Below are 15,959 nucleotides of genomic sequence, written 5' to 3' on the forward strand. Positions count from 1 at the left end.
TCGTCGTAATCCGGTTCCCGGCGGCCCGGAGGGCGCGATGACCCAGGATCTCCAGATCGATTTCACCGACCCGGCGTTCCAGAACGACCCCCATCCGGTGTACGCGCGGATGCGCCGCACCGGACCGGTCCACCGCGTCAGACTCCCCAGCGGCCTGCACGCGTGGCTGGTCACCCGCTACGACGACGCCCGCCGCGCCCTGGCCGACCCGCGGCTGTCCAAGTCGATCCAGGCGGTGGGCTCGGCGAGCGCGGGCCAGCCGAGCATCACCGCGCAGATCTCCCGGCACATGCTCGCCGTCGACCCGCCGGACCACACCCGCCTGCGCCGTCTCGTCTCCGCCGCGTTCACCGCCCGCCGGATCGAAGGGCTGCGCCCGCGGATCGAGGAGATCACCACCGGGCTGCTGGACGCGCTGGACGGGGCGGAGGAGGCCGACCTGATCGACGCGTTCGCGTTCCCCCTGCCGATCCAGGTGATCTGCGAGCTGCTCGGGGTGCCGTCCGCCGACCGGGACGCCTTCCGCGAGTGGTCGAACGTGATCGTCTCCGGTGCGATGGCAGGCGACCGGCTGAACCCGGCGATCAAGGAGATGGTCGGGTACATCGGTACGCTGCTCGCCGACCGGCGCGAGCACGGTGGCGACGACCTGCTCGCCGGGCTCATCCAGGTGCGTGACGAGGGCGACCGGCTCTCCGCCGAGGAACTCTCCTCGATGGTGTTCCTGCTGCTCATCGCCGGCCACGAGACCACCGTCAACCTGATCGGGAACGGTGCCTGGCTGCTGCTGCGCGACCGGGAGCGCTGGGAGCGGTTGCGGGCCGACCGTGACCTGCTGCCGACCGCGATCGAGGAGTTCCTCCGGTTCGAGGGCCCGGTGGAGACCTCGACGTTCCGGATGGCCACCGAGCGGCTGGAGATCGGCGGCGTCACGATCGAGGCCGGCGAACCGGTCGTCGTGGTCCTGCTCTCCGCGAACCGTGACGAGGACCGCTTCCCGGACGCCGGTGACCTGCGGCTGGACCGCACCGGCAACCCGCACCTGGCCTTCGGGCACGGCATCCACTACTGCCTCGGCGCCCCGCTGGCCCGGCTGGAGGCTCAGATCGCGTTCACCGCACTGCTCGACCGATTCCCGGATCTGCGGCTCGCGGCCGACGCCGACGAGCTGCCCTGGCGGCCTGGCACCCTGCTGCGCGGGTTGTACACCCTGCCCGTCCGGCTGTAGTCCGGTCCGCGACACCCCGGCCCGGGCCGCCGATCGGATCCGGGCGGCGCTGCCGCGCGGTTGACCCCTGTCCAGGGATCATCGATCCGGGGATGTCCGCGTCCTTCATCCGCCCGCTCGCACAGGCCAAGCTGTTCCCAGCACGATCGATCGGCGCGCTCGCGCGGGTCAAGCTGTTCCCGGCACGACCGGGAACGCCGGCGGGGACGGGACGATCACGACATGGACAGGGCGCAGCTCGCGGATTTCCTCCGGACCAGGCGCGAGGCGCTCGGACCGGAGGACGTGGGACTTCCGCGCGGCCCTCGACGGCGCACCGGTGGCCTGCGCCGCGAGGAAGTGGCGGCGCTGGCCGGGATGTCGGCCGACTACTACGGACGGATCGAGCAGCAACGCGGCCCGCAGCCGTCCGAGCAGATGCTCGCCGCGATCGCCCGGGCGCTGCACCTGACCCTCGCCGAACGCGACCACCTGTTCACGCTCGGCGGGCACCCGGCTCCGCAGCGGGTCTCCCGTGGCGACCACGTCGGCCCCGGCATGATGCGGATCCTCGACCGGCTCGGCGACACCCCGGCAATGATCATCGGCCGGTACGGCGAGACGCTTCTGCAGACGCCGCCGGCCCGGGCCCTGGTCGGCGACGAGACCCGGTTCACCGGCCTGGCCCGGAGCGCCTGGTACCGCTGGTTCACCGACCCGGCGTCCCGGCGGTTGTACCCGGCCGAGCACCACGAGCGGCAGGGGCGGATCTTCGCGGCGCAGCTGCGGGGCGTCTACGCCGTCGAGCCGGACGGCCGGGCCGGTGAGATCGTCGACGCCCTGCTGACGGCCGGCGACGAGTTCGCCGCGATCTGGGCCGGGCACGAGATCGGCCTGGCACACACCGACCGCAAGACCCTGCTGCATCCCGAGCTCGGCCCGCTCGACCTCTACTGCCAGACCCTGCACGACCCGGACCAGCTCCAGACACTGCTGGTCTTCACCGCGGCGCCCGGCTCACCGAGCCACGAGAAGCTCCAGCTGCTCGCCGCCGTCGGCGCCTGACACCTTCCTCCTCGTACGAAAGAAGGCCGCACCATGTCCAGAATCGCCCTGATCACCGGCGGGAACCGCGGACTCGGCCGGGCCACCGCCCTGGCCCTCGCCGACGCCGGCATCGAGGTGGTCTACACCCACCGGGGCGACCCGGGGGAGAAGATCGACGCGGTCGCACTGCCGCTCCACGTCGGTGACATCGGGTCGTACGACCAGTTCGTCACCGCGCTGCGGCAGGTGCTCGCCGACCGGTTCGGCCGTACCGACTTCGACTTCCTGGTCAACAACGCCGGTGTCGGCCGGGCCGGCTCCATCGCCGAGACCCCGGTCGAGGCCTTCGACGAGATGCTCGACGTGCACTTCCGTGGCGTGTTCTTCCTGACCCAGAAGTTGCTGCCGCTGATCGCCGACGGCGGCCGGATCCTGAACTTCTCGACCGGGCTGGCCCGCTTCACCAGCGACGGCTACGCCGCCTACGCCTCGATGAAGGGCGCCGTCGAGGTCTTCACCCGATACCTCGCCAAGGAGGTCGGCCCGCGCGGCATCACCGCCAACGTGGTGGCGCCGGGGCCGGTCGGCACCGAGTTCGGCGGTGGTCAGCTGCGCGACGACGAGCGGGTCCGCGCCCACCTCGGTGGCCTGACCGCGATGGGCCGGATCGGTGCGCCGTCCGACGTGTCCGGCCTGGTCGCGGCTCTGCTCGGCCCGGGTACCGGCTGGGTCACCGGTCAGCGGATCGAGGCCTCCGGCGGCATGCTGCTCTGAGCCGGGGGTCAGCTCACCTTCAGGTCGGCCATCCGGCGGATCTCGACGTCCTGCTCGATGGCGGTCTCCTTGGCCATCTTGGAGAGCCGCTCGTCGGAGCCGCTCTTGAAGAGGTCGCCGACCATGGTGAGCGCACCGCGGTGGTGTTCGGTCATCATCGCGACGAACCGGCGGTCGAAGTCGGCACCGCGGGCCGCGGTCAGTTCGGCGACGGCCGTGTCGGACTGCATGCCGGGCATGGTCGCGTGATCGTGGGCGGGGTCCGACTCGGGCTGCCCGCGATCGCTCAGCCAGCTGCGCAGGACCGAGATCTCCGGGCCCTGCGCGGCGGTGATCCGGGCCGCGATGTTCTTGACACCCGCCGCCGCCGCCCGGTCGGGTGCAAGATCGGCCATGACCAGTGCCTGCGCGTGGTGGGCGATCATCATCTGGGCATAGGTGACGTCGGCCTTGTTGTACGGCGTGCCGTCCGGTGCCTGCACCTTGTCGGAGTCGGTGACGGTCGCCGATTCCCCCGGTTTACCGGGGACGATGACGCGGGCCGGTGAGGAGGAGGCGGACGGCGCGCTCGCCGGCGCGCTCGCCGGGCGGGGCTCGTCGCCGGACCGGGAGACCACGATCAGCCCGATGGTTCCCAGAAGGACCAGGGTTGCGGCGGTCAGGCCCCATGCGCGTCGGTGTTGCATGTATTTCCTTTCCGGCAGGCGGCCCCCACGATCGGTCCGCGACAGTTATCGTAACGATCGACATCGCTATCACCGGGGGTGCGGGCGACACGACTCGCCGTGCGTCACCGGTGCTGCAGCAAGCCCGAAGCAGCCCGGAAGGAGCTTCATGAGGCACTCTGCCCCACGAGGGCGGTTCATGCGCCTGGCAGCTATCGGAGCAGCGGCGGTTCTGTCCAGTTTCTTGGTTTCCGCCCCGGCTCAGGCCGACCCGGCGGACATCCCAGGTGTGGACGAGATCCGTAGCAGCCCGAACATCAAGCTGATCAACAATGACCCGAAGAACGGGGCGTTTGCTCCGGAGAACGCGTTCAACACCGACCTGGCTTTCCAGGGCAAGTACGCCTATGCGGGCAACTACAACGGTTTCACCGTTTACGACCTGAGCAACCCGCGCGACCCGGTGCAGATCACGCAGCTCCTCTGCCCCGGAGCGCAGAACGACATCTCGATCTACGGCAACCTGCTGTTCCTGGGGACCGACTCGATCCGCAGCGACGACTCGTGCAACAGCACGCCGGTGCCGAGCTCCGCGCCGCCGGAGACGCCGCGGTGGGAGGGCATCAAGGTCTTCGACATCAGCGACCCGCGCAACCCGAAGTACGTGTCGGCCGTCAAGACCGACTGCGGCTCGCACACGCTGACGCTGGTGCCGGGCAAGGGCTGGGACCGCTCGGTGTACGCCTACGTCTCGTCGTACAACCTCGACGTGGTGGACCTGCCGAACTGCAAGCAGCCGCACGACAAGATCTCGATTGTCCGTGTTCCGCTGAAGAAGCCGGCCGAGGCGAAGCTGATCTCAGCTCCGGTCCTCTTCCCGGACGGCGGCTTCCCCGGTGACGCCGACAGCCGTACGACGTCCGGCTGCCACGACATCACCGCGTACCCGGAGAAGAACATCGCGGCCGGCGCCTGCATGGGCGACGGTGTGCTGCTGGACATCTCCAAGCCGTACGCCCCCAAGGTGATCACGACGGTCCGGGACGCGGAGAACTTCGCGTTCTGGCACTCGGCGACGTTCAACAACGACGCCACCAAGGTGGTCTTCACCGACGAGCTCGGTGGCGGCGCCGGCGCTGAGTGCCTGCCGACCATCGGCGACACCAAGGGTGCGGACGCGATCTACGACATCACCGGCAAGGGCAGCAAGCGCAAGCTGGAGTTCCGCAGCTACTTCAAGATTCCGCGCGACAACGCGCCGACCGAGAACTGCGTGGCCCACAACGGCTCGCTGATCCCGGTCAAGGGCCGCGACATCATGGTCCAGGCGTGGTACCAGGGCGGCATCTCGATCTGGGACTTCACCAACTCGCGCAAGCCGGTGGAGATCGCGTACTGGGAGCGGGGCCCGCTGAGCCTCGAGCGCTCGATCCTGGGTGGCTCGTGGTCGGCGTACTGGTACAACGGCTTCATCTACTCCAACGACATCCAGAAGGGCTTCGACGTCCTGGAGGTCAGCGACCGCCGCATCGACCGTGCGGAGCGGAAGCGGACGTGGCAGTTCAACGCCCAGACTCAGACCGATTACCGCAAGTGGTGATCTGAGGATTCTCGGCTGAGGAGCCGGTGTGACCCGCCCGGGTCACACCGGCTTCGTCGTGAGGTGGCGCTGATCCTTGCGTTCGCGCTTGCGCCGGTACATCGCGGCGTCGGCCGCACGGAGCAGGTCGTCACCCGGCGTACCGGCCGAGACACCGACACTGGCGCCGACGGTGAGCAGTTCGCCCCCGATCGGCATCGGTTCGGCGACCACCGCGGCGATCCGCTCGGCCAGCCGTCCGGCCGCCGTCGCCCCGGTTCCCGGCAGCAGTACGGCGAACTCGTCACCACCCAGGCGGGCGGCGAGCTCCCCGGTGCCGAGCATTCCGGTCAGCCGGTGTGCCACCTCCTGCAGGACCAGGTCGCCGGTGTGATGCCCGAGCCGGTCGTTGATCTCCTTGAAGCCGTCCAGGTCGATCAGCAGCATGCTGACCGGCTCGGTGGAGGCGTTCAGCCTCCGGTTCAGCAGCACCCGGTTGGCGAGCCCGGTCAGCGCGTCGTGGGTGGCCTGCCGGTGCAGTTCGTCATGCAGGGCGCGGGCCTCGGTGGCGTCCCGGGCGTTCAGGACGACGCCACCGACGTTCGGGTTGGTGGTCAGGTCGGTGGTGACCACGTCGAGCCATCGGTACGACCCGTCCGCGTGCTGCCACCGCACGTGGGTACTGATGCCGGTGCCGGGCTGGGCGGCCAGCCGCGCGGCCAGCTCGGCCACCACGGCCTCGTCCCCGGGGTGGGTACGGTCGTGCAGCGACGTGCCGACCAATGCGTCGTCGCGCACCCCCAGTACCCTGAAGGCGGCCGGGCTGGCGTACTGGACCGTCCCGTCGTAGGCGACGACCAGGGTCAGGTCGGAGGTGTTCTGCACCAGGGCGCGGAAGCGTTCCGCCTGCCCGTCCAGTTCGGTGAGCAGCCGTTCGTTGTCCCGCAGCGCGGCGACCTGCCGGCCCAGCACCAGTGCGGTGATCACCACGGCGCCGAGGGCCACGCCCCGGACCCGCATGTCGACGTCGTTCTCCAGCAGTGAGACGACGAGCAGGATCTGGGTGGCGACCACGGCGAGGTACGGCAGCCGGCTGGACCGCCCCGTCATGCCGGCCGTCTCCCGGTCGGCGAGCCGCCACACCTGCAGCTGCTGCAGCCGGAAGGCGGCCGACGCGAGCACGCACGGCAGCAACTGGACGACGATCGTGCCGCCGGGACTCAGGTCACCGATCAGGCCGGTGACCAGCGGTGCGGTGAACGCCGTGCCGGTCACGCCCAGCGCCGCGGCGATCCCGGCCGACCGGGTGAACGGCGCCGTCCCGCTGAGGATCAGCTTGAGCAGCCCGAATGTCACGAGCAACATGACCACGGCGGTAGCCGCGGCGCCCCAGCGATCGGCGGCCTGCCGCCCGCTCAGGTCGGTTGCCAGAATGAAGTACCAGAGGAAGACCGCAACGCCGGTGAGCACCGTGGTGGCGTCGAACCAGAGCCGTAGCCGCTGCCGGCCCGCGCCGCCGAGCGGATGCCGCAGCATCGCCCCGACGACGATCGCCATGCCGGTGACGATCAACCCGGTCTGCACCACGCTGATCGTTGTCATGGAGGGGTCGGCGAGCAGCAGGACGGTCTGATAGCCGTCACCTGCCACACAGAAGGCGGATCCGATCACCGCGGCCCACCAGAACCGGCGGCCGGCCGCCGTCATGGCCGGATGGACCGCGGTCCGCCACATGAAGTACATGTTCGCCGCGTCGATGGCGGTCTGGATGACCCAGGAGGCGGTCCGCTCCTCGCCGTGGCGCAGGAACCAGGGCACCAGGAGCACACCGACGGCCACGAGACCCAGGAGTACAGGGTCGGTGGCCACGGATCGCTTCGGCATGGGGGCTCCCGTCGGCGACAGCTCCGGATGGCTTCCGGTCGGAACTTTCCATCGGCCGTCGCCGGTCGGACGTGAGTGATCCGTTCCGGTCAAGGAAACCCTAGGTCAGGAGTAATACCGACCAAACGTGACAGAACGGGGCCTTGATCGGCGGCGCGGTGAAACGGACTTTAGGTGCGATACCTGTACGTTTAGCGACATGACGACAACCCGGCGCAGCGTGCTGTCCCGGTCGTTGCCGGTGCTGTTCGCGCTGTTCCTGGCGCTGTTCTCGCCGCACCGGGCCGTGGTGGCCACTGCACCCGCCCCCAGCCCCGTGACCGTCTCCGCATCGGGGGCCGAGCATGTGGCCCGTACCGCTGAGGCGTCGCCGGCCCGGACCGCCGCCGAACCGGTCGCGGAACCAACCGCCGTGCCCACCGTCCCCGCCGCTCGCGCCACCGCGCTGACCGGCCGGATCGCCGCTGACGCCGCGGGTTCCCGCGCTCCGCCGTTCGCCGCCTGAGACCCCGCCGGCGCTGCCGGGCCGCGCGGGGTCAGGCGTGCCCTGTGTGATTCCTGCGGACGAGCGGACGACCCTGCCATGAACGTTCTCGCCGAGATGCTGCTGAACGAGCCCGCCCCGATGGCCATCTGGGCCGTGTTGATGCTGTTCACCCTGCCCGCGCTCGTTGTTCTGGCGAATCCGGACGGTGTGCGCAACCCACGCATGGCCCTGCTGGAGACGGCGACTTTCGTGCGCCGGCACCGTGAGCGCCGGGAAGTCCGGCGGGCCCGCCGGCAGGCGGAGGTGGCGCAGGCGGTGCGGTACGCCCAGGAGGTCCGGGTCGCGGCGACCCGGGCGGCCGGGGCGGTCGACCGCTGGCAGGAGTTCTGGCAGGCGGCCGCCGATCGGGTGGACGCGACGGGGGCGGCCTGGCGGGAGGCCGGCGCGCGCTGGACGCACAGCCGGGCTGCGGCGCCCTTCGGTACGCCGTGGACACCTCAGGACCCTGCGGAGTACGCGTTCCGCGAGCGTTTCCTGCATGAGGGGGTACGTGCGGCCGTGGCCCGGGGCGAGCTGCCGGCGACCGCGCTGGCGGACGTCCTGGCCGGCTGTGGCGGGTGGGACCCACGGCTGCACCCGGTGGAACAGGAGCTGGTGCTGCAGCGTGCGGCGGCGGCGCATCTGGAGTGGGTGCATCGAGCCGCGGTCGCCGCTGAGCGCGCCGCCTGGCACGACGTGCAGCTGGCTCGCCGTGGCCGGGACAGCCTGCGGCGCGAGGCCGTACTGGCCGAATCGCGAATCTCGTCGCGCACAGTGACTGCTGTCGATGCGGCGCGTGTGGTCAGACTGGCCGATCTTCATCATGGCCGCGCGTAGCCTGCCGAACACCCTCGGGAATGACCGTCACCAACCGTTCAAGGTCGGCTGCGGAAATCGTAGAAAATGAACGTGAGAGCGTTTCCGGGTCCTAATAAAGCGTGATGGCCCGGTCGCTGTTCGCGACCGGGCCGGCCCGTGTCACAGCGCCCCGGTGCCGGGACGCTGTGACACCCTCCGGGTGCACATCGTGAAAGTCGAGCCTCGGATCAGCTCTTCCATCGTTGCGCACCTATCGGTAGGCTCTCACGAAACGATGTCGAATTCGCCGTCCTTGGCAGAGTCCACGAAGGCGGTCCACTCCGCCGATGTGAACATGAGGGCCGGACCTGTTCGGTCCTTGCTGTCACGGACGGCAATTCCCTGATCGAGGAAAGCGACCTCGACACAGTTGTTGCCGCCGCTGCCGTTGCTACGGCTGCCCTTCTTCCAGACAGCACCATCGATCTGGTGCGCGCGCAACTCAAGCACCTCCCTTTCTGAAAAATCTTCGGGAGTGCTAAGCGACGAGCAGACTCTCGATCATCTTTATGGTCGTGCGATGGTCGAGCGCCTTGGCGCTCAATCGCTCGAACTCCTGCCGATACCAGTCAACCATGTCTGGCTGTTCCTCGTACAAGTCTCCCGCAAGGCCTTCCATATAAACAACATCCATATGGGTGGTCTCTCGGAACTCCAATAGGGTGGCCGGGCCGCTGAGGAACAGGTGTTCGCCGGCTGTGAACGGCAGAATTCTCAAGAATACGTTCGGCAATTTCGATGCTTCGATCAAATGCTTGAGTTGCTCGGCCATGACGTCCTCGCCGCCGATTACCCGCCGAACAACGGATTCGTCGATGAATGCGGAGAACTCCAGTGGGCGCTCGCTGCGCAGCCGGCCCTGCCGGGTCAGGCGCAGACTGATCCGCCGGTCGATGTGTTCCTGCGGGTCATCGGGCCGACCGCTTCTCATCAGTGACCGCATGTATGCGGGAGTCTGCAGCAGGCCGGGCACGATCACCGGCTCCCAGGTGCGCACCGCCGAGGCCGCGGCCTCCAGGCCGACGAAGTTGCCCGGGCGCATGATGTCGCGATAGTCCGTCCACCAGGTGCGCTCCCGGGACATCCGGGCCAGTTCGACCAGGGCCTCGCGATAGCTCTGATCCCGCACGTTGTAGAGGGTGAGCAGGTCACGGACGTCCCGCGGGGTGACCGCGACCCGCGCGGTCTCGATGCGGGTGACCTTGGCGGAGTGCCACTCGAAATGACGGGACACGTCCTGTTGAGTGAGGCCGGCTGATTCCCGGCATCGTTTGAGCTCCGCGCCGAGCCGGCGGCGTCGCAGCGTCGGACCCTCGATATCGGACACCTGGACTCCCTATGGTCCTGATGAAGTCGATACTACGACCGCTCCCTCATGCTCCAGTCCGCCTCATTCATGATCGCTTTTGCGTGAGATCAATAAACAGCGAGGACTGAATAAGAAGTCTAGTACTTCTTGTATTGACCTTGGTGTTGGGTACATGATGCTGCGGACATCGAGTTCTGTCTTGTTTCCTACACACATAGGTAAAAGATCATTGGAACTTGCGTCTAAGGGGCGTGGACGGAGTGTTGGCTGACCAGTATTACCTGATCGCACACGAGGACCGGACCGGGCGGTCCCGGCTGCATCCTCGTGCGACCGGCCTGGGGCTGGCTGCCGCATTACTCGCGGAGTTGGTCCTCGAAGGTCGTATCGGCGTCAATGACGGAGACCTGCTCGTACTGGACCGGCGTCCGACCCGCGACGCACTCAACCACGACATCCTCGACCTCCTCAACGCCCAGCCACAGCACCGCGACATCCGGACCTGGCTCGCCTTCCTCTCGCAGGACTCGGCGCTGCGGGTGGCGGAGCGGCTCATGCGGGTCGGCGCGGTCGAGCTGGTGACCAAGCGCAGGATGCTCGGCACCACCCAGACGCTCTACATGCCGAACACCGCCCGGCAACGCAACGCCGCCGCCTGGGCCTCCACCCGGGTCGCGAACATGCTGGTCCGCGGAATGGATCTGAACGTCGCCGACCGGATGCTCGTCGGTCTCGTGGTGGCGACCGGCCTCACCCGTCACGTCATGTACGGATTCGAGGACTACCCGCACATCTACCACGCGCTGCCCAGCATGATCGCCTCCCTTCCCGGCGATCTCCGCGAACTCGTCGAGTGCACGGAGGCGCTGGTCGGATCCGCTCTCGCGGTCGGCCGCCGGTGAGCCCGGGACGCCACCAGCGCCGCCGGGACAACGTCGACCGCTGGGCCGGCACCATGCTGATGGAGCTCAACCGGGAGGCCGCCGCCAAGCGCGGCACCTCCGGGTCGGACATCATCAGCCAGGCGCTGGCCAGCAACCGGCTCGGCGTGCCGTCGGTGGTCTTCTTCGCGGTGGCCGGAGCCGCCCCGCTCACGGTCATCATCGGCGCCGTCACGACGGTCTACGCGGTGGTCGGCAACACCGCGTTGCCGCTGGTCTATCTCGTCGTCGCGGCGATTCTGTCGATCTTCACGGTCGGCTTCGTGGCGATGAGCCGGCACATCGTGAACTCGGGCGCGTTCTACTCGTACATCAGTCATGGTCTCGGGCGGGAACTCGGTGTCGCGGCGGCCTTCGTCGCACTGCCGGCCTACGCGCTGATGCAGATCGGGCTGTTCGGGCTGTTCGGCGTGGTGGCGTCGAGCATCCTCGGCGGGATGGGACTGGTCGTGCCATGGGTGATCTGTGCCCTGGTCGCCTGGGGCCTGATCGCGGTCCTCGGCATGCTGTGGGTGGATCTGAGCGGCAAGGTCCTCGGCGTCCTGCTGATCGCCGAGATCGCCGTCGTCCTGATCTACGACCTGGTGATGGTCGCGAACCCGCGGGACGGCGTGGTCAGCGTGGCCACCCTCGACCCGGCGCAGCTGCTCACGCCCGAGGTCGTCGCGATGATGGTGATCGCGATCGGTGGATTCGCCGGGTTCGAGGCGACGGTGGTGCTCTCCGAGGAGGCCAAGGACCCGAAGCGGACCATCTCCCGCGCCACCCATATCTCGGTGCTGGTCGCCGGACTCATGTGCGCGGTGTCGGCCTGGGCCATGTCGGTCGGCGCGGGTCCGGGACGGATCGTGGCCGACGCCCAGCGTGAGGAGACGAACCTGGTCTTCAGCCTGGTCGGCCCGCACGTTCCGGACGTCATGATCACCATCGGCTATCTGCTCTTCATGACCAGCATCTTCGCTGCGCTGCTGGCGTTCCACGCGGCGGTCTCCCGCTACCAGTTCGCCCTCGGCCGCGAGCGGATGCTGCCCAGCCGGTGGGGCTACACCCACCCGCGCACCGGCGCGCCGGTGGTCGGCTCGGTCACCCAGAGCGTGCTGGCGTTCATCGCGATCCTGGCCTACTGGTTCACCGGAGCGGATCCGCTCGTGGAACTCTTCGGCTATCTCACCGTGGTCGGTGGCCTCGGCGTGCTGATCCTCATGTGGGGTACGTCGGCCGCGGTCATCGCGTTCTTCGTGCAACACCCGCGCCTGGAGAACGTGTTGCGTGGCCGGGTCGCCCCGATCATCGCGTTCTTCCTGCTCAGCATCATCCTGTTCGCGACCGTGGTGGGCCTGGGCGACATCCTCGGACTGGCGCCGGACTCCATCTTCAACTGGGCCTTCGCGGCGGGGTACGCGGTCCTGGCGGTGCTCGGCGCCGGCTGGGCGGCGATCATCCGGTTCACCAAGCCGGACGTGTACGCGGTGATCGGCCGCGGTGTGGAACGCCGGACCGTCTTCGAGTTCCCGGAGCCACCCCGGCCGCACTCACACGCGATGGCCTTCCAGAACCACTATCCGACGACCACCAGCTCAGGTAGGGACTCCCGATGACGTACGCCATCCAGGAACTCGTGATCCGCCATGTCTCGCCGTTCGACACCGAGGAGATCACCGACCTCGTGGCCGAGGCGATGTGGGACGGACCGGTGGCCCGATGGCTGCACCCGGACGCCTCCGAGCGCCGGCGCCTGTCACCCGGCTACTTCGAGATCTTCGTCGAGTACGCCCTGCAGTACGGCGAGGTCTACAGCACCGCGGACGCCGACGACGGCCGGATGTGCGGAGTCGCCCTCTGGTTCCCGCTCACCTCGATGATCCCGCCGCCGCGCGACTACGAGCGCCGCGTCAAGGAGGTCACCGAGTCGGCCTTCGACCGGGTGCAGCAACTCGACGCGGCGCTCGAGGCGGAGCATCCCCTGGAGCCCCATCACTACCTGGCGTTCCTGGCGGTCCGGCCGGGCCGGCAGAACGAGGGGATCGGCAGCGCGCTGCTCGATCGCCATCACTCTCGCCTGGACCGGGCCGGGCTGCCGGCCTACCTGGAGGCGAACGACCCCCGCAACCGTGACCTTTACCTCCGGCACGGATACCGGGTCCGGTCCGTGATCGACCTTCCCGACGGGCCGCCGCTTTGGAGCATGTGGAGGGCGGGCGCCTATGGGGTCTAGCTGAGAAGAGGTCAGGCGGCTGCCGGGAACTCGTAGACCCAGAACGACTGCTGGTCAAGGCATTCGGCACGCATCGCCCCGCCGGACAACCGGCGCAGCATCAGCCGGACCACCCGGCCGAAATTGCGCTCGTCGTCGTTGTAGCGGCAGTAGTCGATGCCGATCATCCCGTTCCGGGCCGCGGCCGTCTGTTGCATGGCCTGGACGAGTTCCGCGAAGGCCCGCGTGTCCCTGGCCTCGGTCCCGACCGCGGCGAATCCGACGTACCAGATGCGTTTCTGGTGATACATCTCCGGCCAGCGGCGCTCGAAGTACTCGGGTGCGATCAGGGGAACCGCGTAGAGGTCATTGGTGAAGGTGGACAGTCCGCAGAGCTTGCCGTCGTCATTGACGCAGAGGTACTTGTCGACCCTGGGGTCGCGCATGACCTCTTCGAACTCTGACCGATACATCAGGTGACGTTGCACGGCGAGGGAGCGGAGGTCGCGGAACGCGCCTTCATACAGTTCCCAGGCTGCCTTGTGCATCTCATCGTCGGTGATCTGGTCGATGATCTTGACAAGCATGGCTGCTCCCCGCTTCATCGTACTCAAGGCGATCGATGATGTTGCGCTTTAGAGTACGAAGATTCTTGACGCCGCGACAATATGCGGTCGCGGAAAAAATGTGCCAATCCTGATTGGAGGTTGCCGTTCGAACCCACTTGCATGCAACTTGCGTAGTTGCAGGTAGAGGGCCGTGTCCTACCCGTTCGAACCCTTGTCGCAGCATTTCGCCTAAGGCTTGGAAACGGTTTGCCTGAAGCGCATGATTCGGTGAGTCAGCCTTTTTGTGGAATACACCGAGTACTAGCCTTCGTGCACTCGGCGCCGTGTGTTCGCCTTTCTGCGAAATGGCAGATGCGCGATGAGGGGACACCCTTCGACGACGCAGCGGGTGGTCGGCGCGGCCGCGCGGGACGGGTCGTCCCGGCGGGAAGCGCATCCCCCTGCTCGCCGGGCGGCCCGTTCATCGATTGACATAGTTTGACGTCCAAACATAGTCTGCCGAGATCAGATGGGGAGCGCTCCCACTCCGCCACCCCTCCCGCGTGTCCTCCCTAGGAGCGTCATGTCGCGACTACTCGGCAGGTTGCTCGCCCTCGCCCTGCTCGCCACCTTCTTCACCGCCGGCCCGGCGAGTGCCCGGGAAGCCGTCCGTACCCCCGCGCAGGCAGTCGCCGCCATGCAGCCGGGCTGGAACCTGGGCAACACCCTCGACGCCACCGGCGCCGACGAGACCTCGTGGGGCAACCCGCGGGTCACCCGCGAACTGCTGGCCGGCATCCGGAACCAGGGCTTCAACAGCATCCGCATCCCGGTCACCTGGGGCCAGCACCAGTCCGCCGACCACACCATCGAGCCGGCCTACCTGGCCCGTGTCCAGGAAGTCGTGGGCTGGGCGCTGGACGAGGGCCTCTACGTGATGATCAACATTCATCACGACTCGTGGCAGTGGATCAACACGATGCCCGCCGACCACGACAACGTGCTGGCCCGCTACAACGCCATCTGGACCCAGGTCGCCGGCGCCTTCCGGGACGCCTCACCCCGCCTGGTGCTGGAGAGCGTCAACGAACCGCAGTTCGCCGGCAGCTCCGGCGACACCGAGAACTACGCCCTGCTCGCCGAGCTGAACGCGTCCTTCCACCGGATCGTGCGCGGAACCGGCGGCGGCAACGCCACCCGGCTGCTCGTCCTGCCGACCCTGCACACCAACGCCGACCAGGGCCGCCTCGACGCCCTCCGCGCCGAGTTCACCGCCCTGAACGACCCCAACCTGGTCGCGACCGTGCACTACTACGGCTACTGGCCGTTCAGTGTCAACGTGGCCGGCGGCTACCGGTTCGACGCGACCGCTCAGGCCGACCTGCTCGGCACCTTCCAGCGGCTGCGAGACTCCCTGATCAGCAAGGGCATCCCGGTCATCCTCGGCGAATACGGCCTGCTCGGCTTCGACCGGCACACCGGCACCATCGAACAGGGCGAAAAGCTCAAGTTCTTCGAACTCTTCGGCCACCAGGCCCGGATCAGCGGAGTCACCACGATGCTGTGGGACAACGGGCAGCACTTCGACCGTACGGCCGGGGTGTGGCGCGACACCGAACTGTTCCGTCAGATCTCCTCCAGCTGGCGCACCCGTTCCGGCACGGCGGCGAGTGACCTGGTCTTCGTCCGGCGCGCCGCACCGGTCACCGCGCAGACCGTCACCCTCCACCCCAACGGCACCGGCTTCACCCACGTCCGGCTCGGCAACACCACACTGCGCCGGGGACCCGACTACCAGATCTCCGGCGATCAGCTCACGCTCACCGCCGAGTTGCTGCAAAGACTTACCGAAGCCGATGGATACGGGGTGAAGGCGTCCCTGACACTGCGGTTCTCGCGGGGCGTACCGTGGCGGCTCGATGTCGTCTCGTACGACGTACCGCAACTCTCCGCGGCCGGCGGGACCACGGCGGCGTTCGCCATCCCGGCCGCGTTCAACGGTGACCGGCTCGCCACGCTAAAGGCCACCTACGCCGACGGCAGCAACGCCGGACCGCACGGCTGGACGCCCTTCAAGGAGTTCGACCGGGCCTTCGCCCCCGACTACGCGGCCGGCACCGTCAAGCTGACGCCGGAGTTCTTCGCCGAGGTCAGCGATGGCGCCCCGGTGACCCTGGAGTTCGTCTTCTGGAGCGGCGCGACCGTCACGTACCACGTCACCCGCAACGGAACCGCCGTCACCGGCGCACCCGCCTGATTGGTCCGGGCGGCGGAACGGGAGGGCCACCGTCCCGCCGCCCGGCCCCAACCCGGCTGGCACTCACCGATGTCTCGGGCCGCTTGAGACAGCGGCAGCGCACAGCTGTGCAGTCAGGCGGCGCCGGCGCGGGGAATCCCGGCGTCGCGAACCCCGAGGACAAAGGGCGG

General features: G+C 68.3%; 15 protein-coding genes. 10 read left to right on the forward strand and 5 right to left on the reverse strand.

The window, feature by feature from the left end:
- Positions 1-37 precede the first annotated feature (37 nt).
- The 3 genes from AB0G04_RS31515 to AB0G04_RS31525 all read left to right on the forward strand — a co-directional run bounded on the left by AB0G04_RS31515 (position 38) and on the right by AB0G04_RS31525 (position 3,028).
- Positions 38-1,228, forward strand: coding sequence for a cytochrome P450 (locus tag AB0G04_RS31515; RefSeq protein ID WP_360990061.1), 1,191 nt, complete (start codon positions 38-40; stop codon positions 1,226-1,228).
- Positions 1,229-1,450: 222 nt separating this feature from the next.
- Entirely contained in the window at positions 1,451-2,272 is an 822-nt protein-coding gene (locus AB0G04_RS31520; RefSeq protein ID WP_360990064.1) for a helix-turn-helix transcriptional regulator, read from the forward strand.
- Between the two features lie 33 nt (positions 2,273-2,305).
- A complete protein-coding gene (locus AB0G04_RS31525) occupies positions 2,306-3,028 on the forward strand; it encodes an SDR family oxidoreductase (RefSeq protein WP_360990067.1) in 723 nt (240 codons plus the stop codon).
- Between the two features lie 8 nt (positions 3,029-3,036).
- On the opposite strand, the gene AB0G04_RS31530 is transcribed toward AB0G04_RS31525, so the two are convergent.
- Positions 3,037-3,714: a DUF305 domain-containing protein gene (locus AB0G04_RS31530; RefSeq protein ID WP_360990070.1), complete on the reverse strand. Its 678-nt coding sequence runs from the start codon at positions 3,712-3,714 to the stop codon at positions 3,037-3,039.
- 148 nt (positions 3,715-3,862) lie between these two features.
- Between AB0G04_RS31530 and AB0G04_RS31535 the strand changes: the two genes are divergently transcribed.
- Entirely contained in the window at positions 3,863-5,293 is a 1,431-nt protein-coding gene (locus AB0G04_RS31535; protein WP_360990073.1) for a hypothetical protein, read from the forward strand.
- Between the two features lie 42 nt (positions 5,294-5,335).
- Here AB0G04_RS31535 and AB0G04_RS31540 read toward each other — a convergent pair whose 3' ends face one another.
- Positions 5,336-7,156 (reverse strand): sensor domain-containing diguanylate cyclase, encoded by a 1,821-nt coding sequence (locus AB0G04_RS31540; protein ID WP_360990076.1) that lies wholly within the window; start codon positions 7,154-7,156, stop codon positions 5,336-5,338.
- Between the two features lie 199 nt (positions 7,157-7,355).
- Here AB0G04_RS31540 and AB0G04_RS31545 point away from each other — a divergent pair, with 199 nt between their 5' ends.
- Positions 7,356-7,661 carry a hypothetical protein gene (locus AB0G04_RS31545; RefSeq protein ID WP_360990079.1) on the forward strand — a complete coding sequence of 102 codons (306 nt, stop codon included), beginning with the start codon at positions 7,356-7,358 and terminating at the stop codon, positions 7,659-7,661.
- A 78-nt stretch (positions 7,662-7,739) separates the two neighbouring features.
- Entirely contained in the window at positions 7,740-8,519 is a 780-nt protein-coding gene (locus tag AB0G04_RS31550; protein ID WP_360990081.1) for a hypothetical protein, read from the forward strand.
- A 246-nt stretch (positions 8,520-8,765) separates the two neighbouring features.
- On the opposite strand, the gene AB0G04_RS31555 is transcribed toward AB0G04_RS31550, so the two are convergent.
- Together AB0G04_RS31555 and AB0G04_RS31560 are read right to left on the reverse strand one after the other, a co-directional pair.
- Positions 8,766-8,981: a DUF397 domain-containing protein gene (locus tag AB0G04_RS31555; RefSeq protein ID WP_106315195.1), complete on the reverse strand. Its 216-nt coding sequence runs from the start codon at positions 8,979-8,981 to the stop codon at positions 8,766-8,768.
- Between the two features lie 37 nt (positions 8,982-9,018).
- Positions 9,019-9,867, reverse strand: coding sequence for a helix-turn-helix transcriptional regulator (locus tag AB0G04_RS31560; RefSeq protein ID WP_360990084.1), 849 nt, complete (start codon positions 9,865-9,867; stop codon positions 9,019-9,021).
- A gap of 242 nt (positions 9,868-10,109) precedes the next feature.
- Here AB0G04_RS31560 and AB0G04_RS31565 point away from each other — a divergent pair, with 242 nt between their 5' ends.
- The 3 genes from AB0G04_RS31565 to AB0G04_RS31575 are packed head-to-tail and all read left to right on the forward strand — an operon-like array spanning position 10,110 to position 13,005.
- Positions 10,110-10,751: a GPP34 family phosphoprotein gene (locus tag AB0G04_RS31565; RefSeq protein WP_360990087.1), complete on the forward strand. Its 642-nt coding sequence runs from the start codon at positions 10,110-10,112 to the stop codon at positions 10,749-10,751.
- Positions 10,748-12,388, forward strand: coding sequence for an APC family permease (locus tag AB0G04_RS31570; RefSeq protein ID WP_360990090.1), 1,641 nt, complete (start codon positions 10,748-10,750; stop codon positions 12,386-12,388). Before AB0G04_RS31565 ends, AB0G04_RS31570 begins: the two co-directional genes overlap by 4 nt.
- Positions 12,385-13,005 (forward strand): GNAT family N-acetyltransferase, encoded by a 621-nt coding sequence (locus AB0G04_RS31575; protein ID WP_360990094.1) that lies wholly within the window; start codon positions 12,385-12,387, stop codon positions 13,003-13,005. Before AB0G04_RS31570 ends, AB0G04_RS31575 begins: the two co-directional genes overlap by 4 nt.
- 11 nt (positions 13,006-13,016) lie before the next feature.
- On the opposite strand, the gene AB0G04_RS31580 is transcribed toward AB0G04_RS31575, so the two are convergent.
- Positions 13,017-13,571: a hypothetical protein gene (locus tag AB0G04_RS31580; RefSeq protein ID WP_360990097.1), complete on the reverse strand. Its 555-nt coding sequence runs from the start codon at positions 13,569-13,571 to the stop codon at positions 13,017-13,019.
- Between the two features lie 544 nt (positions 13,572-14,115).
- Between AB0G04_RS31580 and AB0G04_RS31585 the strand changes: the two genes are divergently transcribed.
- Positions 14,116-15,789, forward strand: a complete 1,674-nt coding sequence (locus AB0G04_RS31585; RefSeq protein ID WP_360990099.1) for a cellulase family glycosylhydrolase — start codon at positions 14,116-14,118, stop codon at positions 15,787-15,789.
- Positions 15,790-15,959 lie beyond the last annotated feature (170 nt).

Origin of the sequence: Actinoplanes sp. NPDC023801 (assembly GCF_040639655.1) — a bacterium.
GTDB lineage: Bacteria > Actinomycetota > Actinomycetes > Mycobacteriales > Micromonosporaceae > Actinoplanes.

Coding starts and splice junctions, on each gene's coding strand:
- AB0G04_RS31515 (WP_360990061.1), top strand. CDS start 38: ATGACCCAGGATCTCCAGATCGATTTCACCGACCCGGCGTTCCAGAAC.
- AB0G04_RS31520 (WP_360990064.1), top strand. CDS start 1,451: ATGGACAGGGCGCAGCTCGCGGATTTCCTCCGGACCAGGCGCGAGGCG.
- AB0G04_RS31525 (WP_360990067.1), top strand. CDS start 2,306: ATGTCCAGAATCGCCCTGATCACCGGCGGGAACCGCGGACTCGGCCGG.
- AB0G04_RS31530 (WP_360990070.1), bottom strand. CDS start 3,714: ATGCAACACCGACGCGCATGGGGCCTGACCGCCGCAACCCTGGTCCTT.
- AB0G04_RS31535 (WP_360990073.1), top strand. CDS start 3,863: ATGAGGCACTCTGCCCCACGAGGGCGGTTCATGCGCCTGGCAGCTATC.
- AB0G04_RS31540 (WP_360990076.1), bottom strand. CDS start 7,156: ATGCCGAAGCGATCCGTGGCCACCGACCCTGTACTCCTGGGTCTCGTG.
- AB0G04_RS31545 (WP_360990079.1), top strand. CDS start 7,356: ATGACGACAACCCGGCGCAGCGTGCTGTCCCGGTCGTTGCCGGTGCTG.
- AB0G04_RS31550 (WP_360990081.1), top strand. CDS start 7,740: ATGAACGTTCTCGCCGAGATGCTGCTGAACGAGCCCGCCCCGATGGCC.
- AB0G04_RS31575 (WP_360990094.1), top strand. CDS start 12,385: ATGACGTACGCCATCCAGGAACTCGTGATCCGCCATGTCTCGCCGTTC.
- AB0G04_RS31580 (WP_360990097.1), bottom strand. CDS start 13,571: ATGCTTGTCAAGATCATCGACCAGATCACCGACGATGAGATGCACAAG.
- AB0G04_RS31585 (WP_360990099.1), top strand. CDS start 14,116: ATGTCGCGACTACTCGGCAGGTTGCTCGCCCTCGCCCTGCTCGCCACC.